At 42.0% G+C, this 22,856-nt stretch carries 16 protein-coding genes; 8 read left to right on the top strand and 8 right to left on the bottom strand.

What is annotated here, in order from left to right; translation table 11 throughout:
- The first annotated feature begins 149 nt into the window (after nt 1-149).
- From CDC33_RS12340 to CDC33_RS12330, 4 genes are all read left to right on the top strand, one after another.
- Nucleotides 150-1,307: an ABC transporter ATP-binding protein gene (locus CDC33_RS12340; RefSeq protein WP_109008727.1), complete on the top strand. Its 1,158-nt coding sequence runs from the start codon at nt 150-152 to the stop codon at nt 1,305-1,307.
- Nucleotides 1,264-2,769: a mannitol dehydrogenase family protein gene (locus tag CDC33_RS12335; RefSeq protein WP_109008726.1), complete on the top strand. Its 1,506-nt coding sequence runs from the start codon at nt 1,264-1,266 to the stop codon at nt 2,767-2,769. The genes CDC33_RS12340 and CDC33_RS12335 overlap by 44 nt, the downstream gene beginning before the upstream one ends.
- Before the next feature lie 329 nt (nt 2,770-3,098).
- The gene (locus tag CDC33_RS39815) at nt 3,099-3,314 is read left to right on the top strand and encodes an FGGY family carbohydrate kinase (RefSeq protein WP_219930021.1); all 216 of its coding nucleotides are present in this window, start codon (nt 3,099-3,101) and stop codon (nt 3,312-3,314) included.
- Nucleotides 3,248-3,982, top strand: coding sequence for an FGGY-family carbohydrate kinase (locus CDC33_RS12330; RefSeq protein ID WP_219930020.1), 735 nt, complete (start codon nt 3,248-3,250; stop codon nt 3,980-3,982). The genes CDC33_RS39815 and CDC33_RS12330 overlap by 67 nt, the downstream gene beginning before the upstream one ends.
- A 45-nt stretch (nt 3,983-4,027) precedes the next feature.
- On the opposite strand, the gene CDC33_RS12325 is transcribed toward CDC33_RS12330, so the two are convergent.
- The 4 genes from CDC33_RS12325 to CDC33_RS12310 form a co-directional block, all read right to left on the bottom strand.
- Nucleotides 4,028-4,555 (bottom strand): thioredoxin domain-containing protein, encoded by a 528-nt coding sequence (locus tag CDC33_RS12325; RefSeq protein WP_109008725.1) that lies wholly within the window; start codon nt 4,553-4,555, stop codon nt 4,028-4,030.
- 139 nt (nt 4,556-4,694) lie between these two features.
- Entirely contained in the window at nt 4,695-6,086 is a 1,392-nt protein-coding gene (locus CDC33_RS12320; RefSeq protein ID WP_109008724.1) for an ATP-binding protein, read from the bottom strand.
- 18 nt (nt 6,087-6,104) lie between these two features.
- Entirely contained in the window at nt 6,105-7,769 is a 1,665-nt protein-coding gene (locus CDC33_RS12315; protein WP_109008723.1) for an FAD-dependent oxidoreductase, read from the bottom strand.
- Nucleotides 7,770-7,831: 62 nt separating this feature from the next.
- Entirely contained in the window at nt 7,832-8,041 is a 210-nt protein-coding gene (locus CDC33_RS12310; protein WP_109008722.1) for a hypothetical protein, read from the bottom strand.
- A gap of 682 nt (nt 8,042-8,723) precedes the next feature.
- On the opposite strand from CDC33_RS12310, the gene CDC33_RS12305 reads away from it, so the two are divergent.
- Nucleotides 8,724-12,524, top strand: coding sequence for a PAS domain S-box protein (locus CDC33_RS12305; protein WP_109008721.1), 3,801 nt, complete (start codon nt 8,724-8,726; stop codon nt 12,522-12,524).
- Nucleotides 12,525-12,712: 188 nt separating this feature from the next.
- Here the strand turns inward: CDC33_RS12305 and hpnI are convergent, their stop codons facing one another.
- Together hpnI and CDC33_RS12295 are read right to left on the bottom strand one after the other, a co-directional pair.
- Entirely contained in the window at nt 12,713-13,930 is a 1,218-nt protein-coding gene (gene hpnI / locus CDC33_RS12300) for a bacteriohopanetetrol glucosamine biosynthesis glycosyltransferase HpnI (protein WP_109008720.1), read from the bottom strand.
- 444 nt (nt 13,931-14,374) lie between these two features.
- Entirely contained in the window at nt 14,375-15,994 is a 1,620-nt protein-coding gene (locus CDC33_RS12295; protein WP_109008719.1) for a cyclic peptide export ABC transporter, read from the bottom strand.
- A 201-nt stretch (nt 15,995-16,195) separates the two neighbouring features.
- Between CDC33_RS12295 and hpnJ the strand changes: the two genes are divergently transcribed.
- The 3 genes from hpnJ to hpnK all read left to right on the top strand — a co-directional run bounded on the left by hpnJ (nt 16,196) and on the right by hpnK (nt 19,817).
- Nucleotides 16,196-17,650: a hopanoid biosynthesis associated radical SAM protein HpnJ gene (gene hpnJ / locus CDC33_RS12290; RefSeq protein WP_109008718.1), complete on the top strand. Its 1,455-nt coding sequence runs from the start codon at nt 16,196-16,198 to the stop codon at nt 17,648-17,650.
- 403 nt (nt 17,651-18,053) lie between these two features.
- Nucleotides 18,054-18,914 carry a ferritin-like domain-containing protein gene (locus tag CDC33_RS12285; protein ID WP_109008717.1) on the top strand — a complete coding sequence of 287 codons (861 nt, stop codon included), beginning with the start codon at nt 18,054-18,056 and terminating at the stop codon, nt 18,912-18,914.
- 12 nt (nt 18,915-18,926) lie between these two features.
- Nucleotides 18,927-19,817: a hopanoid biosynthesis-associated protein HpnK gene (hpnK, locus tag CDC33_RS12280; protein WP_109008716.1), complete on the top strand. Its 891-nt coding sequence runs from the start codon at nt 18,927-18,929 to the stop codon at nt 19,815-19,817.
- Between the two features lie 180 nt (nt 19,818-19,997).
- On the opposite strand, the gene CDC33_RS12275 is transcribed toward hpnK, so the two are convergent.
- Entirely contained in the window at nt 19,998-21,305 is a 1,308-nt protein-coding gene (locus CDC33_RS12275; protein ID WP_109008715.1) for a CO2 hydration protein, read from the bottom strand.
- A gap of 52 nt (nt 21,306-21,357) precedes the next feature.
- Nucleotides 21,358-22,854, bottom strand: a complete 1,497-nt coding sequence (locus tag CDC33_RS12270; protein ID WP_109008714.1) for an NADH-quinone oxidoreductase subunit M — start codon at nt 22,852-22,854, stop codon at nt 21,358-21,360.
- Nucleotides 22,855-22,856: the final 2 nt, after the last annotated feature.

Below are 22,856 nucleotides of genomic sequence, written 5' to 3'. Positions count from 1 at the left end.
TTTAAACGCATTCGCCCTTGGCGTTCCCGAAGGGTAGGGGCGCAGAGGTAAGCGCAAAGGTACGCAGAGAATTTGCTACGAATTAATTAAATGTTGCACCTCTACGTCTGTGCGTGAGAAAAACTTAAACTCATTAATGGAAACATTTTATGTCAACAGTTGCTTTAAGAAATATCCATAAAACCTATGCTGACACAGAGATTATCAAAGGCATTGATCTCGATGTGGGCGATCGCGAATTTGTGGTTTTCGTTGGCCCCTCCGGCTGTGGAAAATCAACCTTACTCCGCATGATTGCTGGACTAGAAGAAATTTCCTCCGGCGATCTACTCATTGATGGACAAAAAGTCAATGATGTGCCACCCGATAAACGTGGTTTAGCAATGGTGTTTCAAACTTATGCCTTATATCCCCACATGACAGTGGCAGAAAATATGGCCTTTAGCCTCCGGCTTGCGGGTATGCAGAAAGCCCAGCGTTATGAAAGGGCGCGTGAAGTCGCTCGCATTCTGCAACTGGAGCCACTTTTGAACCGGAAGCCCAAAGAGCTATCAGGAGGACAACGGCAACGTGTGGCGATCGGTCGTGCTTTGGTACGTAATCCCAAAGTATTTTTGTTTGATGAGCCACTGTCTAACCTGGATGCTTCATTGCGGGTGCAGATGCGGATTGAGCTTGCCAGTTTACACGACAGCTTACAAGCCACGATGATTTATGTTACCCACGATCAAGTTGAGGCAATGACCCTTGCCGACAAGATTGTGGTGTTGCAGGGCGGCATCATCGAACAAATGGGTTCTCCCCTGGAACTTTACCACCATCCCCGCAATCTATTCGTTGCTGGATTTATTGGTTCACCGAAAATGAACTTTATTTCGGTGACAGTTTCAGCCGTCAATGACTCTGGAGCAACAGTCAGACTCCCTGGTGACGCAAGCGTAACGATTCCGGTAAAACCCAAAACCCTTTCAGTTGGGGATAGAGCAACATTAGGGATTCGTCCCGAACATCTGCGGCTCGATCAAAGCAACCCAAGCGTGAATGGTGAAGTATTAGTCGTAGAACGATTAGGCGGAGAAACCTTTCTCTACATCAAAATTGCGGGTGGCGAAACTATAGTTGTGCAAACAGACGGAGATAATCCAGCCAACATGCACGATTACGTTCCGATTTACATTAATGGTGAGCTTTGCCATCTGTTTGATCGCAACGGTGAAGCTATCCCCAAAGTTCATCGTCACCACCTAACCCAGAATGAATCCCATGAACAGCAATATCAGCACAGACTCAGCAATCAAGCTGAATGAAACATCTCTGTCTCATTTAGGAAATAACATTCGCGTACCCAATTACGATCGCCACCAAATTACTAACGGTATTGTCCATATCGGTGTGGGTGGGTTCCATCGCGCACATCAAGCGTTATACCTGGATAATTACTTTCATCAAAATCCCGGTAGTGAATGGGGAATCTGCGGGGTTGGGCTACTGGAATTCGACAAACGAATGCGGGATGCACTGAATTCACAAGATTGTTTGTATACCTTAGTTGAAAGATCCCCAGAAGGCGATCGCGCCCGTGTGATTGGAGCAATTACAGAATATCTGTTTGCCCCAGATAATCGCCAAGCAGTAATTGACACCTTAGCAGATCCCAAATGCCGCATTGTTACCCTTACAATTACCGAAGGCGGCTACTACTACATTGAAGGTAGCGGTGAATTCGATGCCAATCACCCGACAATCCAGTACGATTTGCAGCATCCTGATGAGCCAATTGGAGTATATGGCTTTTTGACAGCAGCCCTTAATCGCCGCCGTCAACAAGGAATCGCACCGTTTACTGTATTGTCCTGCGACAATCTGCAAGGTAACGGCAATATTGCCCGCAAAATGTTAACCGCATTTGCCCAAATGCAAAACCCAGAATTGGGGCATTGGGTTGCTGAACAGGTGGCCTTTCCCAACTGCATGGTCGATCGCATTACCCCCGCCACCACACCAGCAGATATCAAAATGGTGGCGGAACAGTTTAACATTGATGATGCCTTTCCAGTTGTTACCGAACCCTTCCTTCAGTGGGTAGTCGAAGACAATTTCAGCGCAGGTAGACCTAATTGGGAATCAGTTGGCGTTCAAATGACCAGTGATGTTCATCCCTACGAGATGATGAAAATCCGGTTGCTCAACGCCAGTCACTTGTTGATTGGCTATCTTGGCTCCTTGGCAGGTTATACATACGTCCACGAAGTCATGGCTGATCCCTTGATTCGGCAAGCCGTCGATCATTTGATGGCAGAAGTTACGCCCACACTTCAACCTGTACCTGGAATTGATTTAGATAATTATAAAAAGACCTTAATTGAACGTTTTGCCAATCCTAAGATTCGGGATCAACTGCCGCGTCTTTGCCTCAATAGCTCCGCCAAAATGCCAAAATTTGTTTTAGGGTCAGTTCGTGATGCGCTGCAACAAGGAGCAGCAATTGAATACATGAGCCTAACGGTTGCTGCTTGGTTCCGTTACCTCAATGGAAACGATGACCAAGGTAATACCATTCCCATTGATGACCCAATAGCAGGTACTCTGACTCAATTAGCTCATTTAAATGGCAGCGATGCCAAACCATTGCTCAACCTCACTGAGATTTTTGGCGATTTGTCCCAGTCATCACATTTTGTTGAGTCAGTTACGAATCATTTACATAGATTGTATGAGTTTGGAGCAAAAGAAACACTAGTACTCAACCATACTAAATCGGATAGGTAAGGGAACGAACCACAAACATATTAAATATGATGGGCTAACTCATTTTTATACCATTTAAATTGATGATTGCAACACATCTCCAGGTAAAGACGCGATGAATCGCGTCTCTACAAATGGTCTATTTGTCGCATTCTTCTTCAAATTGGTATTAACTTTTCTTCCTTTGCGCTCTTTGCGTCCTTTGCGGTTCGTTTCTCAACCCCCTCAAAATAAATGAGACAGACCACTAGCCCGATTGTGACAGAAAACTTAAAGAGAGATTAAAGCTGAGACTTTTCAAGACGCAAATTTCATTTCCGGCTTCTATTCTTAATAATTTGGAGGGGCAATTGACTGACATCGTAATAGGCTTAGACTTGGGTACAGGAGGAGTAAGAGCGATCGCAGTTAATCTGCAAGGGCAAGTTATCGCTCAGTCAACCAGAAGCTATCCCCTGTTAACTCCACAACCCGGTTGGACGGAACAGAACTCATCGGATTGGGTGGAAGCCAGTTTGGATGCTCTCTTCGATGTTACTCAACAGCTAAACGGACATCGGGAGTAATCTTTGCACCGTGCGATCGCGCAATTCCCGATCCCGAAGGTCGGGTACATTTATTCTGCCATGTGGATGGTGGTTATCATCTGCTGGGAGTGACGCTAGCAGCAGGTGGTTCTCTGCGTTGGTATCGAGATACATTTGCACCGCGTATATCTTACACCGAACTGATGGATATGGCAGAGCGATCGCAGCCTGGTGCGCGTGGTGTTCTATTTTTACCGCACCTCGCAGGAGAGCGCAGTCCCCACCTCGATCCAGATACTCGCGGTGCTTTGGTGAATTTGTCATTAGCTCATACACCAGCAGATATAACTCGTGCTGTACTGGAGGGAGTTGCATTTAGCTTGCGGTCAGCGTTGGAGGTAATTAGTGCGATCGCTCCCCTCGATCAACTCTTAGCAACCGGTGGAGGCGCACGTTCTCACATCTGGTTACAAATTTTGGCAGATATTTTGCAAACCAAACTCATAGCTCCCAAAGCCGAAGAAGGAGCTGCTTACGGAGCAGCTATTTTAGCAATGGTGGGGATTGGTGTTTACCCCAATTTAGAAACTGCACTCAAGATATTACCGCAAGATAATAATGTAGTACAGCCACAGGCAAATTCTTTGTATGAAGCAGGTTTTAAGCGTTACAAACTACTTTACGATACTTTGAAAGCTGTTCGTTGAGCTTGGACTTTTGATAAAAAATTTAAAAAAGCAAATACACACTCTTTATTGGCTTTGCATGTAACGAAAGTTCATATCTCCTTCGTAGCCAGAAGCTTTCGCAAGATCCTTAAGGTTTTGCACGCCACTATAAACATGTCCATTGATAACCCAAGTGGGAAAGCCAGGAACTTTCGCAGCTTTACATAAATCGGGATGAGGATTGATGCCTCTCTTGTCGCACTCAACTTGAATGCTGTCGTTGATAATCTGGTAGGCTTCTTTACCAAAAAGTAACTTCTGTTCGTGGCAATGAGGACACCACCAAGCAACGTATTCTTTCGCACCTATCTTCACCAAATGCTTTGCTAGGGCTATCTCTGCCTTGGTGGAAGTGGTGGTAATTTCCCAGCCGACTCCACGCTGAGGGCGTTCCTTCGGGAGAAAGAAAATAATTGATGGGGACTTTTGATTGTCCTTGGTCAGTGCTAGTGCTGTTGATATAGGTGAATGGAGTGTAGAGCCGGAAAGAGTACTAACACAGATAATCGAGACTGGTAACAGTGCAAGAAAAACAGGGTGTTTGATAACCATATTACATTAGTATTTGTTGAAGCTAATAATTGTACACTTAAGCTAAAGGCACATGGCTGGTACGTGGAAAAACGCAGCCCATGTTTATTGGAATGAGCAAACAGTTAGAGACGTTTTGCACAAATAGAGAAAGCAGGCTTTAGAAAGAAGGCAAGCGGATGGTGAAACAAGTTCTACCTGGCTGCGACTCAAATGAGAGCGTACCATGATGGCGATTTTCTACAATCCGGCGAACGGTTTCCAAACCGAGTCCTGAACCACGCCCCACTGATTTAGTGGTAAAGAAAGGTTCAAAAATGCGGGTTTGAATTTCAGGTGGAATTCCACTACCAGAATCGATGATGTCAATATGGGCAAAGCGATCGCAATGGTGTGTTGTAATTTCCAGCAATCCCTTACCATCCATTGCATCAATGGCGTTGTCAATTAAGTTCGTCCACACCTGATTGAGTTCGCTACCATAAGCAAGGATTTTAGGAAGATGTTGGTCGTAATTGCGTTGCACTTGGATGCCGCATTTGAGTTTATGAACAAACAATCGCAATGTATCTTCTAAACCTTGATGCACGTTCACTTCTTGCTGAACGCCTTGATCGAGGTAAGAATATGACTTCATCGCTTGCACAAGTTCAGAAATCCTCTCGGCTCCTCGCAAACCATGTTTAATCATTGACATGACTTCAAATGAGAGCGATAGCCAGTGCAATCCCATTTCTCGCAATTCAGTCTCGTCGTTGCGCCAACGTTCCATCATCTTATCTAAGGTTTCGACCTCAACACCACCTTCTGCTAAAGGTTCGGCTAATTTCCATGCTTGCTTCACGCCATAATCTTCTAACCATTCCAGCAACACCGTTTCGCGATCGCTTAATGTCACCGGATCTAGACGATTATTTAAAATCGCATCATAGCCCTGATCCCGGACTCTCAACCAGTTTTGAGTATGCGCTTCTTCAACATTGCGTTGCCCATAAACTAAATTCATTCGTTGTAGCTCTAGGATAGCGGCTGGCATTTCCCCTAAAGTCCGAACCAGTGCTGAAGCTGGGTTGTTAAGTTCATGAGCCAAACCGGCGGTAAGTGTCCCTAAAGCTGCCATCTTTTCGCGCCCACGAATAAAGGACTCTAGCCCCCGCATACGACGTTCCATAATGCGAAAGACCATCCGCTCAAAATCACGACATTCATGCAACAGTTTACGAAAATCTTCTGCCTTAATCTCATAAAGGTTGCAATCTGTCAATGCCCGGATTGTCACAGGTACAGGTTCATCTGTGAGGACTGGAATTTCCCCAAAAAATGATGGGGCTTCATGTTGCCCGATGGGAATTTCAACTCCTTGACTGCGGCGGGTAAGATTCATTTTACCTTTGACTAAGATAAATAAACCGCGTCCAGGGTCTCCCTCATGCGCCAACACTTCTGAAGCAGGGAGTTCAACTGTTTGAGCGCGATCGCAAACCCACTCTAATTGTTCTTTAGAAAGCTGTTGAAACGGGTCTAAGTTGATTAATTCCTCAACACACAACATCAATTAACCTCCTTTTAGCTAAACATTGCTCAGATAGCGGTGAACGAATTGAATAGCAATCGAACCCTCACCCACACCGGATGCCACCCGCTTAATTGACCCAAAGCGCACATCTCCGGCTGCAAAAATTCCAGGAACGTTAGATTCTAGTAAGAAAGGAGAACGTTCCAAAGGCCAACCTGGAGGAGATTTGCCATTATGCATCAAGTCGGGGCCTGTGATGATAAACCCCTGAGTATCGCGCCGAATAACCCCATCAAGCCAATCAGTTTTGGGACTAGCACCGATGAAGATAAAAAGCGATCGCGCTGGCACTGTTTCAGTTTGTCCAGTTTTGGCATGGGCAATCACTATTTCTTCTAGATGTTCATCTCCCTTCACTTCCACAACATTGCAACCCGTGCAAACTTTGATATTTGCAGTAGCTGCAATTTGGTCAATCAAATATTGCGACATACTCGATGATAGTGATTCTCCCCGTACCAGCATGATTACTTTGCTGGCATACTTAGAAAAGTGCATTGCTGCCTGTCCGGCAGAATTAGCCCCACCTACCAAGTAAACCTCTTCATTGGTACAGGTGATCGCTTCAGTCATGGCAGCACCGTAATAAATTCCTGCCCCTGTAAGCTTCTTGGCTCCTGGGACATTTAGCCAACGGTAGGAAACACCCGTTGCAACTAAAAGTGCATGGCAACTAATCTCGCTGCCGTCCGCTAATTGCAGAACCCGATAAGGATCTTGCAGCTTAACTCCGGTGACTACTTGAGGAGTGAGAATTTCTACCCCAAATCGCCGCGCCTGGGTGACTCCCCGCCTGGCCAAATCGCTGCCGCTCAAGCCAACAGGAAACCCTAAATAATTCTCAATGCGTGAACTCGTGCCTGCTTGTCCGCCCGGAGCCTCACGCTCAATTAAGACTGTACTCAATCCCTCCGAAGCGCCATAGACGGCGGCGGCTAGTCCGGCAGGCCCACCACCCACGATCGCCAAATCATAGAAGGGTCGCTCTGCCTGGGTTTGCAATCCAATTTTGGCAGCAATCTCTAAATTAGATGGTTGGATTAATCGGGAACCATCGGGAAACAGTACCAGGGGCAATTGTTGTCTGCCATCAGCTTGTGCGTATTCTACTAATTTTGCTGCTTCTGGCTCTAGTTCAATATCTAACCAGTTGTATGGAATCTGGTTACGCGCTAGGAAGTCTTTCACCTGATGGGAAAAAGGTGACCAGCGATTACCAATGACTCGAATACCTTCAAAGGGTGGGCGAAATCCAGCCAGCCAGTCATCTAGCAAATCATCCAAAACCGGATATAGTCGCTCTTCTGGGGGATTCCAGGGCTTAAGTAAGTAGTAATCAAGTTTGGCACTATTAATTGATTTAATGGCTGCATCCGTATCTGCATAAGCTGTTAGCAAAGCACGTTTCGCATCAGGAAAGATACCTTTCGCCTGTTCAAGGAACTCTACACCTCCCATTTGGGGCATTCTTTGATCAACCAAAAATAGAGCAACTGCTTCATTGTGCAATTTTAGTTGCTGCACCACGTCCAGAGCGGAAATACCGGAATCTGCCCGGACAATGCGGAAGCGATCGCCATACTGATGCCGCAAGTCTCTTGACACCGCTTGTAACACTTCTGGATCATCATCGACGGTTAAAATTGCAGGTTTCGCCATAACTACTGTTACTTGATAATTGCAGTGCCTAGTCTTATGTTCAAAACTTGTCATCAAAATATCTACTGTTCAACTAGTTGTTTTAAACGAAAGTATGCCTCTTCTGGTGTCAGCGCTTCTGATTGACTTTCATTAGGTATATAAAATACCCAGGTATCGGGAAAGTAATGTACCACAAAGCTGGGAATCAAACCTAAGCTTAGTGCTTGCTTTCCGAGTTTTTCAGTTTGTTCCTCTAAACTCAGTTGGTCATGAAATACATGTTCAGCCATACTTTTTCATCTCCCTGCACTTTCTTTGACTCTGAAACAACTTTCAATACCAGCATTGCACGAATCACCTAAAGGTGATTCACCATTTACTATGTTCCAGAATAAACTTGAGAATCTTTTGGTAGTAGACCTAAATAACTTCAAATATGCGTCTCATAAAAATCATAAAGCTATTTTAGATCCTAACGCTGAATTTGACTGAGACTACACCTCAAGGGTGCATTGGGATTATGAGTGCGGCTTTTAGGATGACTTACATAGCAGTACAAATGTTCTTTCAGTTACCATGCTTTTATTTAATTAACTAGTTAAAATATATACCAATAAACATGTTTTTTACACTGAATATATTGAATATCTCAGGTGCTTGAAAACGCTATATGATTAATTTCGGTAATTTTACTATTCTTTTAAAACTTTAAATCAAATAATATCATTATAAAAATCATACAAAAACAACTTAAGCTATAATTAACTTGTTTTATATTATTTATTTATCGTGAATTTTAAAATATCTATATCGACCAACTAATAAATTTATAAAAAATATTATTTTAATCAACTAAACTATAATTTTTTAATCTCTCTGTTAAGTTTTATTTTAATAACTTAATATTAACAAGCTTCTGAGCAAAAAAGGTTGTTTCTCATTAAATAAATGTTTTAAAACAGGCAGGTAAACATGGTTAATGAAAAGTCGCAAAATGCTATTAATCAAATAGAAGAAACTATAAAAGATGAGCAGGCAATTGATGCATTTATAGATAGTTCAAATAAATGCAAACAAGCTGAACTTGAAGATATAATAGTTAGCCATCAAATACTGAACTGTATTCCTACTTTAAGAGAAATATCCGAAGAAACTTTAAATATAGCAAATCAATCCCTAGCAATCGCATTTGAGGAACAAGCAGCAGAATTTAAGAAAGTACTGAGTAAATTAAATAATGAAATTGCAAAACGCCAAGAAGCTGAAACACATCTTTGCCAGAAAATTTTAGAAAATCAAGCAATTCTGCAATCAAATACTGATTTGTATTTTCGGATTGATGCTGATGCTAATATTCTTGATTATCAAATTCAAAATTTCCAAATAATAAATAAATTAACAGAAGTAGTTATAGGTAAAAATTTCTTAGAATATTTACCGGATAATATAATTAATCGTTATCAAGAAGCCATTCTCCAAGTACAAAAAAGCAAGTCTTCGGTAAAATTTGAGTATTTTGTATTAGAAGAAAATAGCAATTTTGAAGCTAAATTACTACCATTAGCAGAACAACAAATAATCATTCTCCTATCTCAAAGCAAGCAACTAGCATTTGCAAATAATTATATTAACTTTCAAAGGATTGTAGAAAATAGTAATAACATTATTTTTGCGTTGACACTTGAGGGAATATTTTCTTATGTTTCTCCTAACTGGACTGAGATTTTAGGGCATGAGATTGCGGAGCTTGAAGGAAATTCATTTGCTCCTTTTGTGCATCCTGATGATTTACCAATGTGTGCAGATTATTTTCAAAGAGTTTTGACAACAGGCGAAAAGCAAGAGCCAATTGAATATCGGGTAAAACATAAAAATGGAACTTGGCAATGGCATACAAGTAACTCATCAGCAATAAAAGATGCTAATGGAAATTTTTTGTATTTTGTTGGTATTTGCCATGATACTAGCGATCGCAAACACGCCCAAGAGGCACTAGCAGAGCGATCGCAATTAGCCAATTTTCGCGCCGATGTAGACGCCGCTCTTGCCCAAAGTCAAACGTTAGAGTCTATGATGCATCGCTGCACCGAAGCATTAGTCGAACATATAAATGCAGCTTTTGCTCGCATCTGGATACTGAACAAACAAGAAAATGTCCTAGAATTACAAGCCAGTTCTGGAATGTACACCCATATTGACGGCCCTCATAGACGGGTGCCAGTTGGTCAATTCAAAATTGGTTTAATTGCCCAAGAAAGTAAACCTCATTTAACCAACTCTGTACTAACAGATCCCCGCGTCAGCAATCAAGAGTGGGCGAAGCGTGAGGGTATGGTTGCTTTTGCTGGCTATCCTCTAATTATTGAAGGTGAGACTGTAGGCGTAATAGCGATGTTTTCTCGGCAAATAATTACGGAATCTGTTTTTAATGCCCTAGGATTTGCCGCCCAAGAAATTGCTATTGGCATCAAGCGCAAACAAGCAGAAGTTGCACTCAGAGAAAGTGAGGCCCGCTTTCGTCATCTTGTGGAAACTACCAATGATGGAGTGTGGGAGTTAGACCAAGAAGGCGTTTACACTTACGTCAGCCAAAAAATTGCTGACATTTTGGGGTATGAGGCAAAGGAAGTCTTAGGCAAAACTCTTTTTGATTTGATGCCACCAGCAGAGGCGAACCGAGTCCAAAAGATTTTTCAAGTTCTCAGCAACTCCAAACAGCCTCTAATTAATTTTGAAAATAAAACTCTTCATAAAAACGGGCAATTGCTTGTTTTAGAAACCAATGGAGTTCCTTTCTTTGATGAATCCGGCAATTACCTTGGTTATCGCGGCGTTTATCAAGATATCACTGAGCGAAAACAAGCAGAAGAGGCTTTGCAAGCTCTGGTAGCTGGAACCGCAGCAGTCACGGGCGAAGAATTTTTTCCTGTCTTGGTGCGTCACTTGGCAAATGCTCTGGGAGTCTGCTACGTCATACTAGCAGAGCGAATCACCGGAGACTCCGATAGGGCTAGAGTTTTATCATTCTGGGCAGGTGGTAAGCTTTCAGAAACTTTTACCGAGTATGCCTTAGCTAATACTCCTTGCGAAGTTGTGTTACAGGAAGGTATGCGTTCTTACCCATGTCATATACAGCAACTTTTTCCCCAAGCCAAGGATTTAGTAATGCTAGAAGCAGAAAGTTATTTAGGAACGCCTCTTGTCGATACATTTGGTATACCCATAGGCCATCTTTGCGTACTAGATACCAAACCGATATTACAGGAGGAACGCGCCAAAGCTATTCTGAGTATCTTTGCAGCGCGAGCTACGGCAGAACTACAGCGCCAGTGTACAGAAACCGCCCTGCGACAATCAGAGGCTAAATATAGAGCGATCGCTCAACGGGAAGCATTGCTCAACCATCTTGCCAGTCAAATTCGAGCTTCTTTGGAACTCAATTACATTTTAAAAACCGCAGTAGAGGAAATCCGCAACTTATTCCAGATTGATTACTGCGCTTTCTTTTGGTATCGCCAAAATACTGATCTACCTTATTGGGAATGTGTATATGAAGCAGAACATTTTACTTCCCCTAATCTGCTAACAGCCGAAGCAATCCATATAGAATTTGAAATAATCGCAGCAAAAACTTTAAACAGAGAAATTATCCGCATAGATGATGTTTTGACTCATGACGAGCGCACAATACAGCAGTTTTTAAATGATTTCGGTTTCACGGCTTTTATGTCCTTGCCTGTACACACTCAATCTGGTGAAATTGGAGCTTTCATCTGTGGTTACTGTAGTGGCTTTCGACCTTGGCAAGAAACTGAAGTAGAATTGCTACAAGCAGTGACAGTTCAACTAGCGATCGCTATTGACCAAGCCAAACTTTACACACATAGTCGCCTCACTGCCCAAACTGCCCAAGAAAAAGCACAGCAGCTAGAAGCGGCTCTGCTGGAACTTCAACAAACTCAGGCTCAACTCATTCAAACTGAAAAAATGTCCAGTTTGGGGCAGTTAGTAGCAGGTATTGCTCACGAAATTAATAATCCCATCAATTTTATCTATGGAAATATCAAGCATACCGATGAATATGTTACAGATTTGCTGCACTTGGTAGAAATCTTTCAAGAACATCACTCTCCACTATCAACAGAAATTCAAACCCAAATCGAAGATATCGATTTAGATTTTCTCTATCAAGATTTACCCAAAGTTCTACATTCTATGAAAGTCGGGGCTGAACGCATTCGGCAGATTGTCCTATCTTTACGTAACTTCTCCCGTCTAGATGAGAATGGTATCAAGGCAGTGGATATCCATGAAGGCATTAATAGCACCTTGCTGCTGCTGCGAAGTCGCCTGAAAGCTAAAGCAGAACGTCCCGAAATCCAAATTATTCAGGAATATGGCAACCTGCCACAGGTCTTATGTAATGCTGGACAGATGAATCAGGTGTTTATGAATCTGTTGACTAATGCGATTGATGCTCTAGAAGAGGGAGTGGGGGAAGAAACACTCCCTACCGCCCAGATTCGCATTCGCACCCTTGTTCAAGAGGATGAGTGCATAATTCGCATTGCTGACAATGGTTCGGGAATGACCGATGAAGTACGCAATCATATATTTGACCCCTTCTTTACTACTAAACCAGTGGGTAAAGGGACTGGCATGGGGTTGTCAGTTTGCTACCAGATAGTCGTCAAAAATCACCGGGGAAAATTCCAGTGTATCTCAGCACCAGGAGCAGGAGCCGAGTTTATAATTACGATTCCAATACATTAACAAAACTTGAAACCCCGGAAATTTCCTATAGTTCTACCAATTCAATTAATGATTGCAACACATCCTTGGGTAAAGACGCGATGAATCGCGTCTCTACAAATGGTCTATTTGTCGCATTCTTTTTTCAAATTGGTATTCTTATCATTTAGACCGCAGGGGGCAGGGGGCAGGGAACAACATCACTTTCGCTACAGTTTACTAATCAAAACTTTAATTGATAATTGAGAACTTCTGTCTTCTTGTAGTAGTAGCTTTCCCTCTTTAGTAAGCTTTAGTTGCTGCCCCCGCCACTCTATAGTGTTTCCGATAAAGCCAAAACACCAAATAACAAAGCTTAACAAGTCGCGCCCAGGAATGAGCCACAGAAACTTTTTGACAATTGGATCTTTCAGACTAATAGTACCAACAACCCAAGCCATCACCAATCTTGTTACCCAACAGATACATAGTCCTACCCATCCTAGTATTGAACCATTGGTGGCAATCAGCAGCAGCAAACTGGTGACTACACCGTAGGTAAAAATTAGTCCTAGATAACCCCAAGGACGAGAAATTCGTTTACCACGCGCCCAACGGATCTGGCGCTTGATAGCATCAACTAAGTTGTTGCTTTTTTGTACATGTTCAACTACATAGTCGGAAAGTACAACCTTGTAACCTGCTTGAACAGGTAGATAGCCAAGTTGGAAATCATCTGCCAGATAATCAGCAATTGCTTCAAATCCACCAATAGCTTCTAGTACTTTTTTAGGGATGGCAATAGTGGAACCAAAGGCATATTTTATACCGTTTTCTTGAATATTGCTGACTAAAACCCCAGCATGAAACTCAGTGCTAGTACCAATAGCCTCGAATGTCGATACCCATCCTTGAGTTAAGGATCGATACATACAGGTAACGACACCAACGCTTTCATCTTGTAACGGCTGGATAACTCTTTGTAAATAGTCTGTTCCAACTCGGATATCACTATCAGCAAGGACTAAAATTTCGTATTTAGCTTTGGCTGCGGCATTGGCCAAGTTGCTAACTTTGAGGTTTGTACCGATGACGCGATCGCTTACTATCAGCAGAATATCCAAATCTGAATAATTATGGATGATTTTCTCTACAACCTCTATGCAAGGGTCTTTAGAATTTCGCACAGCAAAGATGATTTGATATTCTGGATAGTCCTGCTGACAAAATGAGGCTAGGTTTTCATAAGCATCGCTATCAACTCCACAAAGAGGTTTGAGGATACTAACAGGTGGATGAAACTCTCGATCCGTTGGCTGGGGATGACCAAAAAAGGTTATTGCTGCATAAATTGCATAGTGATAAAAGCAGACAGAGAATATGCATAAAATTACGAGAAAATCAATGATAATTGAATGAGAAATTCTTAAAAAGTTAGATACAAACATGGTTATTAGACCTACCTTTTAAATAAATTTTGAGGAAATATAAATAAATTCAGTGAATTTCTCGTGGATCAATTGCTATCAATATTTTCTACAAATATAAATCATATTTGCATGAGTTAAAGCGATTAACTGGAATTAAATTTAACAATCCTATTTGAGTTATGAAAAATATAAATTAAAAAACGAACTGCCTTTCCTTCGGAACGCTACGCGAACGCGTAGTGTCCCGTTAGAGAATGACACAAAGGAAAGGAAGAAAAAAGAGATATAATTTTCACAAATAATTTAGGACTGCGATTATATGAGGATTTTATCGCGTTAGCAGAATAAGTGCATTTAGAAAAACAGCATAAATTGAAAAAATAAAAGTTTGTTTAATTGCTTTTGGAGAAAAATATAAAGCAGAAATGACACCGAATAATGAAGTGTGTTTTTGCTAGTACATTAAGTTTTGTCGTATTCTATTTTTCCATAGTCAAGTTTGATAATTCGATCTGCTAAATGAAAATAGCGATCATCGTGGCTAATCACCAGTACTGTTTTACCCCGCGATCGCAGTTCTGGTAGAAGTTGAGTATAAAATATTTCCTTGAATACTGGATCTTGATCGGCTGCCCATTCATCAAATAGATAAATTGGTCGATCTTCCAGGTATGCTGTGAGTAAAGCTAATCGTTTACGTTGTCCTTGAGAAAGAGCAGTGGTAGAAAGTTGACCATTTTCAACTTTTACCTTATGGTCTAGTTGCAATTGTCGTAAGTATTTTGTGGCTTGAGCATCCAAATAAGAATTTTTTAAGCCGAGAAGTTCTTCAAATAAATAAAAGTCAGAAAATACAACAGAAAAATGCTGACGATACCATTCTCGATTCGTTTCGCTAATTAAGTTGTCATCAAACCAAATTTCGCCGTTTTCAGGGATATAAAGTCCGGTAATTAGTTTCACTAATGTAGATTTACCGCTACCATTACCGCCGATAATGAAAACTAATTCTTGAGGATATAGTGTCAGGTCGATGGGCCCAAAAATAAAGCTATTGTCTTCTTCAACTGTATAGTAGATGTGAGTAACATTTTTAAATTTTAAGCTGTGCCAATCAGATTTAATTGCAAGTGGAACAGTAGATATTTCAGATCGACTAGCTAGAGATAAACCCAATGACTCAATTTTTTGCCAGGCAATACTGGCTTGACTTAATAGAGGAAGTTTGCTGATGATGTTATCCATTGGTAACACCAAGTAAGTAAAGGTCAAAATGTAACCAGAGAGAGTTTCGGCATTGATAGTAAGCAGATTAGGCAGCACAAACATGACAAAACCGAGGGCAAAAAAGAATACGAGTTGCCCCCAACTAGAAGTTGTGGCAAATAGGGTTAGACCTTGAATATTATGATGGCGGAACTTGTTAGCAGTTGGGTGGAGTTTTCCTTCTAAAAAATCTTCACGCCGCCTGTGGTTTAGTTTGAGTTCCTTAACTCCTTCGGTAATAGTGCGAAAATGTTTAAACAGTTGATCTTCATCTTCACGAGCTAGAGCCAGCAATTTCTCTCCTTTGTTGAGTAGCCATTGACAACTAGCGATCGCTACTATTGAAATACCACAAACTAGCACCAGTACTAACCAAGAGAGCCAGGTTATATATGCTATGCACCCCAGAACGATGGCTAAATTAATAAAGATAAAAGGCATCTGATAAACAGCATTAGCAACCGCCTGAATATCTTCTGTGAGAGTTGCCAATAATCGAGGATTCCCTAACCGTTCTAAATGAGTCAACTCAGAACTGATAATTTGCCGACTCAAACGCATCCGTAATTGCAAAACCGCATTCTGAGACAGGTGAATCAGCATCACTTGAGAAATGATACTGGTAATTAATACAACTATCGCCAGCCCCACAAAACCCCAAATTATGGATGTGAGACGAGAAGCACCACTGCTACTTGCAGCATGGCTAATTAAGGCAATCAAACCCGCACTACTACCGCCACTCAAAAATCCCGTAGCGATCGCGATCGCTACCATCCCCCAAGAAGAACGCAAAAGAAAGTAAATCAAATTCATGATAGATGCCTATGCCCCATGCCCCATTTTTAAGATAGTTATTGCAGATCAATTGAGGTTGCGTTTCTAGGGTGAATTTTCCATCCTCACAGTTCAAAACTTCTGAAATATGACGGTAAGCTAATTATAATTACACTGAAAACGTATTTGCACAGTATCTCGTAGACTGTGCGTAGAATTATATATTGAGGAAATATACTTGTGAAAAAAACTTTGTTTCTCAGTCCTCCTTCCTTCGATGGATTTGATGGTGGAGCGGGTTCACGATACCAAGCCAAGCGCGAAATTACTTCCTTTTGGTATCCGACATGGCTAGCGCAACCGGCAGCCCTTGTGCCTGGTAGCAAGCTAATTGATGCACCACCACACGATCAAACAGTAGAAGATGTAATCGAAATTGCTCAAGATTACGAGCTAATTATCATGCACACTAGCACGCCTTCGCTACCTAATGATGTGAAGTGCGCCGAGACAATCAAGGCTCAAAACCCGAATATCAAGATTGGCTTCATTGGAGCGCATGTAGCAGTGTTACCAGAGCAGACGCTGACTGAAAACCCAATCATTGACTTTGTGTGTCGCCACGAATTCGACTATACCTGCAAAGAACTAGCAGAAGGTAAATCTTGGAATGAAATTACAGGTCTAAGCTACCGCGATCGCCAGGGTAATATACATCATAATGAAGATCGCCCCTTAATTCACGATTGGGATTCTCTGCCCAGTGTATTGCCGATTTATCATCGGGATTTGGATATTACTAAATACTTTATTGGCTACTTACTGCATCCATACATTTCCTTTTACACTGGGAGAGGCTGTCCGGCAAAATGTACCTTCTGCCTTTGGCCACAAACAATTGGTGGACACTTATACCGCACTAAAAGCCCGGAAGCCGTCGGGCGCGAAATGGAAGAAGCTAAAGCGCTCTTTGGCGATAAGGTGCGAGAATATATGTTTGATGACGACACCTTTACCATTGACAAACATCGAGCGATCGCAATTAGCGAACACATGCGCCGACTCAAATTGACTTGGAGTTGCAACGCCCGTGCTAATCTCGACTATGACACCCTGAAAAAACTACGCGATAATGGCTTACGCCTACTCTTAGTGGGATTTGAATCTGGCAATCAGCAAATTTTGGATGGGATTAAGAAAGGAATCAAACTGGAAGTAGCGCGGAAGTTTATGGAAAATTGTCATAAACTCGGCATTACCGTACACGGTACATTTATCATTGGTTTACCCGACGAAACTCAACAAACAATCGAAGAAACAGTCCGTTTTGCTTGCGACGTTAGTCCTCATACAATTCAAGTTTCCATCGCAGCCCCCTATCCCGGAACAGAACTTTATCGTCAAGCAGAAGAAAATAATTGGTTTAGTAACAATTCCTTAGTTGCTAGTTCTGGAATTCAAATGTCCACACTGCAATATCCAAATCTTTCTAGTGCTGAGATTGAAGACGCTGTTGAGAAGATGTATCGGAAGTTTTACTTCCGTCCCAAAGCGATTATCCCAATTGTTACTGAAATGCTCACCGATCCGCAAATGTTAGTTCGTCGCCTACGTGAAGGGCGGGAATTTTTCTCTTACTTGAAAGATCGTCGCACTCAAGCAACTGCAAAAGCAGCATCAGTAGTTGTTAGTTAATGATTGTAATTCAAGGGTTTCAGACCCTAAGCATTACATATAGCATCCTCGACTGCAACTTGCTTGCAGCCGGGGTTTAAACCAATTCGCAATTCGCAATGGGCTAACGCCCCGCTCCGCTAACGCAATTACGTTTTGTGACGGGGATTTAGACCCCGACACAAAACGTGCTGCCTATCTTGCTGGGGACTTAAACCCCCAAAGTTCGTTAAATCTCCGTCTCAAATGTCTTGAATTTTGAATGTTGAATTGTTAATAGTTATTTTTGTGGATGAATTGACGATAACCCAGCCAAATAAGTAAATGAAGACAAATATTTATTTACAGTGATTGCGATCGCAATGACATCATGTAATTAATTATGTCCTATATACTGCTCAAAAAGTAAAAAATTTCTTCAGCCATGAAAATAGGAAGCAAAGAACACAAAGAACTTTTTTGCCGTAGCTTTATTGAAAGTCACTTAGAGTACGAGCCAGAACACCTCTCTTGGCCGACTCTAGACAGTGTAGCTCTCGAAAGCTTGCGTAATATTCCTTTTTGGAGAGAAGCACTGAATACAGAACAAGAAGCAGGAGTGATGGTGAACGCTTTTGCAGCCACAATTAGCGACCCTTTATTAAAAGACGCGATCGCTCTACAAGGTATGGAAGAAGTTCGCCACGGGAGACTAATTAAATTTTTGATCGATCACTACGATATTCAAATTTCTCCACCTCCTGCACCTGTACTTCCTAGTAATATTAAAACGGCCTTCCTTGACTTTGGTTTTGGTGAATGTCTTGACTCTTTTTTAGCCTTTGGTCTATTTGGACTCGCTCGCCGTCATGTTAACTACATCCCAGAAGCATTATTTGATATCTTCGATACGGTTCTAGATGAAGAAGCCCGTCACATCATGTTCTTCATTAATTGGGTTACTTACCTGCAAATTCAAGAAGGCAAAAGTAATTGGTTACGGGCAATTAATGCTCTTATTCATTACAGCAGAGCCTTACAAGATAAGATTCAAGCCTTTAGTGGTTCTAACGAGGAACAACAAGAGGGTTTCACAGCCACCGGCGCTAGCAACTTTATAGATAATTTAACTCCAGAGTTATTGTTATCTACTTGCTTGAAAGAAAACAGCCGACGGCTTGGGGTATTTCATAAAGAATTACTCCAACCGCAGCTTATGCCGAACCTGGCCAAAATTGCCTTAGTTACTCTCAGACTCATACCTCGGCGTCAATCTCATTCAATAGCTCAATTATCAGAACCTTAAAAATAGAAACTTATGCTAGCACAGCGATTCGCCATCATTAATGGTGATGACTTTGGTTTTTCTGAAGGAGTTAATCAAGCAATTATCAAAGCACACAAACAAGGAGTGCTAACTAGCACCAGCTTGATGGTGAGCGCTGATGCTGCAAACGAGGCTGTCGCCTTGGCAAATTCTTACCCAAATCTGGCTGTTGGGTTACATCTCGTCTTAATATGTGGACGTTCTGTGCTACCGCCAGACCAAATTCCTCATTTAGTTGACAAAGAAGGTAACTTTTCTAACAGTCCGTTCCTGGCTGGGTTGCGGTATCAATTTGTCAAGGAAACCCATCAAGAACTACGACAAGAAATTCGCGCCCAGTTAGAAAAATTCCGTTCTACTGGTTTGCCTCTTTCTCATGTAGATGGACATTTGCATTTGCATATCCATCCAATAGTTTTGCGTATTTTAGTTGATCTAGCAGCAGAATTTGATATTAAAGTAATTCGGCTGCCCAGTGAAGAACTGGGGTTGACCCTCAGAGTTAATCGCAGTAATTTACTGACAAAACTAGTTTGGTCAGGAGTATTTGGCAGACTACGCCGCTATGGTGAGAGAATACTAGAGTCTGAAGGGATTAAATTTACCCAAAGAGTTTACGGTTTATTGCAAACTGGTGGTATTACAGAGGAATACTTACTTGGGTTGATACCCCAAATCCAAGCAGACTTGGTAGAGATTTACTCTCATCCAGCGATGCCTACGACGGGCTACGCCAACGCTATTCATGGTGATCCTTTAAATGGAACACTAGCAGGTGAAGCAGAACTTGCTGCCTTGTTAAGCGATAGGGTACGCGAAGCGCTCCTCAGTAACGGCTTTGAAATTACCAACCACCATTTCCTATGCCAACGTAGCATCTAAACAGAAGACTTGCAGTTAAGCCAACCAGTCGCCAGAGATAAGGCGATCGCAACTAAACCACTAGAAAGTATTTTTCTGAATAAATACTTTTAATTTAGCCTACGGATATTATAAAGAGAAACCGTAAATCCACTATTAGTAAAAAAAGCCCCCTTTTTTAAGGGGGCTTGGGGGGATCTCTTATCTATAATCTTGCTTTTGAATACTCCCTAAACGCGCAGCATCACGAATATTGTAATCGGATCGAGTAAAGCGATTTAGCTGCATCTCAAAGAAATCTCGATTGGCTTGTAAATGCTTGGGATTTGGGTCATCTAATGGATATAAAAGTGCAGTTCGCAAGGCTTGAATGACCGCAGAAGTTACACAGTACATTGACCGTTGAAAACTAACTCCCAACTGAATCAACATATCTTCTTCGCCCCGGCAATGTTGGCTGTAGTAATCAACAAGATATGGGGGCAAAAAATGCAACATATCTTGCATTAATAATGTGGGAGGAATGCCAGCAGTACCCACTGGAAATACATCAGCGTAAAGAATACCAAAGTGAAAGTCTTTCTGGTCTTCTGGTACTTGACGCGCTTGAGCATTATAAGATTTTGTCCCCCGGAAGGGTGCAGTGCGGTAGAAAACAGCTTCTACATAAGGTAATGCTGCTTCATATAGCCACATAAAACCCTTGGATTTGGGGATAATTTCGTAGCATTCACCACGAATATAAACATGATGGTAAATGGGACGACCTGCGATCGCAAATATACCATTAACTAAGAAACTCATCGCCTCTGGGACGCTGCTAATGCTACCTTCGTCATAGCGATCGGACATTTCAAAGAACACTGGGGCCATGACTTCCCAGAATAAGCCCAGATTAGCGTAATACGACATCTGGCGGCACTGTTCCAAAAACATATCTGGGAACAGCTTGTAAAGTCCCAGCATTACCGGGTTTCCTTGGAAGTAAGCTTTAATTGCCCTGTCAGCGTTGGCTTTGTATTCGTCTGAATCCAGGTAAGGGTCAAATTGTCCACCCATCCCTCTGTGCCACAACATCGCCCGCATACAAGCTTCCGCAAATTCCATGTTAATGCGATCGTGGAACAAGTGATGCAACAACTTCGGCATTTTGAAAGTTTCACCTTTTTCAATAAATGCCAAAAGTTCTGGATGTGCAGTAGCTTCGCCGCGCCAAATTCGCAAATCGGCATCATCGCCAGCGTAATGATTATGCCGTTCTAAATACTCTTTGGGTAAGAAGTATTTAAAGAAGGGAAGCGGGTTTAAAAATTCACGTTCGGCAATATAAAGTAGGTCGCGCCAGTAAAAATCCATCGGCACAGCATAAGCTTTATATAAACCGATGATTTGCATCAAATTTTCTGGAGTATCGGGTAACATTGCACCACCTGCTTCTAAGCGGTGAATGACTTCAGCAAATTCGTGCTTGGAAGGAGGTAATTTAATTGCTGTTTTAACTGCTGTCATGGGAATGGGGAATGGGGAATGGGGAATGGGGAATGGGGAAGAAACTGTAACCCTATTTCAGGGCGACTTCAGAGATTACGGTTTTTTCTAAAGCGGGAATTGCAGCTACCATTGTTGTAGTTGTCGATTCACTCCAACGCACTAACCAAGTGGGTTGTACTCCCAAAAAGATGATAAAAGCTGCCAAAATTAAAGCTGGTATTTTCTCAGCCCAAAGAACTTTAGGATAGTAGGCGATGTTATCGAGTCTGCCAAAACAAGTGCGGTTGAGGAGGATGACAAAATAAACTGCGGTTAATCCACTAGCTACTACACACAAAATTGTCGGAATGGGAAAGATGGAGAAACTACCTTGAAAGACGATAAATTCGGCGATGAATCCTGTTAAACCAGGAATACCTGCACTAGCCATCCCACTTAAAACTAGTAAGGCACTAATTAGGGGTAAACCGCGTATAGGACTCATCAAACCATTGAGTTTATCTAACTCGCGGGTGCCAACTTTGGCTTCTACAACTCCCACCAAGTGGAAGAGAATCGCTAAGATGATACCGTGGCTAAACATTTGAGCGACTGCACCCACAAGTGCCAAGGGAGTACTAGCAGCACCAGCTAGCAAGATATAGCCCATGTGACCGACGGAACTATATGCTACCATGCGCTTGATATCTTTTTGAGCGATCGCAATTACTGCTCCATAAATAGCGCTGACTGCTCCCCAAATTGCCAAAGTCGGTGCAATGATACTCCAAGCATGGGGAAACATACCCAACCCAAATCGCAACAGTCCATAAGTTCCCAGCTTTGCTAACACGCCACCGAGAAGAATGGCAATTGGTGCTGAAGCTTCAACATAAGCATCCGGTAGCCAAGTATGGAAGGGAACTAAGGGGATTTTAATACCAAAACCTAGTACTATCCCTGCTAGTAAAAGGATTTGTTTTGCTGTTGAGAGATTTTCTGTAGAGACTGCATCAAAAGCAAAATTGGTAGAACCACTCAGCCACACCATACCCAAGAATGTTGCCAGAATAAATGCTCCTGAAACAGCAGTATAAATCAGGAATTTAATTCCAGCATAAGCCCGTTTTTCCCCTCCCCAAATGGAAATTAGCAAGTAGAAAGGGATTAATTCTAGTTCGTAGAATAGGAAGAATAACAGCAAATTTTCAGCGAGGAAAGCGCCTGCAACTCCTCCACTCACTAATAAAATCAGGGAGTAGAACATCCGGGGGCGTTCAGTTTCTTTACTGCTGCTGTAAATAGAAATCCAGGTGAGCAGGCTATTTAACACTAACATTAATATAGAAAGCCCATCAACACCTATTTGATAGCTCAAGCCAAGGGTTTCGTTCCAGGGTAAATACTCTTTAAATTGCAACCCTGGATTACTAATATCAAATTTTAGCAGGATAAAAAAGTTCCAGAAAAGAACTATCCCAGAAAAAATTAATGCTGTTAAACGAATACGATGTTTAGGGAAACTTGCAGGTAATATTGCTATAACAATAGCAGCGAAAATTGGGAGCCAAATCAAAACGCTTAACATGG

This window comes from Nostoc commune NIES-4072 (assembly GCF_003113895.1).
Taxonomy (GTDB): Bacteria; Cyanobacteriota; Cyanobacteriia; order Cyanobacteriales; family Nostocaceae; genus Nostoc; species Nostoc commune.
The sequence above is the reverse complement of the archived record's forward strand: the minus strand, read 5'-3'. Positions and strand labels throughout refer to the sequence as shown.

Coding starts and splice junctions, on each gene's coding strand:
- CDC33_RS12340 (WP_109008727.1), top strand. CDS start 150: ATGTCAACAGTTGCTTTAAGAAATATCCATAAAACCTATGCTGACACA.
- CDC33_RS12335 (WP_109008726.1), top strand. CDS start 1,264: ATGAACAGCAATATCAGCACAGACTCAGCAATCAAGCTGAATGAAACA.
- CDC33_RS12325 (WP_109008725.1), bottom strand. CDS start 4,555: ATGGTTATCAAACACCCTGTTTTTCTTGCACTGTTACCAGTCTCGATT.
- CDC33_RS12320 (WP_109008724.1), bottom strand. CDS start 6,086: ATGTTGTGTGTTGAGGAATTAATCAACTTAGACCCGTTTCAACAGCTT.
- CDC33_RS12315 (WP_109008723.1), bottom strand. CDS start 7,769: ATGGCGAAACCTGCAATTTTAACCGTCGATGATGATCCAGAAGTGTTA.
- CDC33_RS12310 (WP_109008722.1), bottom strand. CDS start 8,041: ATGGCTGAACATGTATTTCATGACCAACTGAGTTTAGAGGAACAAACT.
- CDC33_RS12305 (WP_109008721.1), top strand. CDS start 8,724: ATGGTTAATGAAAAGTCGCAAAATGCTATTAATCAAATAGAAGAAACT.
- hpnI (WP_109008720.1), bottom strand. CDS start 13,930: ATGTTTGTATCTAACTTTTTAAGAATTTCTCATTCAATTATCATTGAT.
- CDC33_RS12295 (WP_109008719.1), bottom strand. CDS start 15,994: ATGAATTTGATTTACTTTCTTTTGCGTTCTTCTTGGGGGATGGTAGCG.
- CDC33_RS12285 (WP_109008717.1), top strand. CDS start 18,054: ATGAAAATAGGAAGCAAAGAACACAAAGAACTTTTTTGCCGTAGCTTT.
- hpnK (WP_109008716.1), top strand. CDS start 18,927: ATGCTAGCACAGCGATTCGCCATCATTAATGGTGATGACTTTGGTTTT.
- CDC33_RS12275 (WP_109008715.1), bottom strand. CDS start 21,305: ATGACAGCAGTTAAAACAGCAATTAAATTACCTCCTTCCAAGCACGAA.
- CDC33_RS12270 (WP_109008714.1), bottom strand. CDS start 22,854: ATGTTAAGCGTTTTGATTTGGCTCCCAATTTTCGCTGCTATTGTTATA.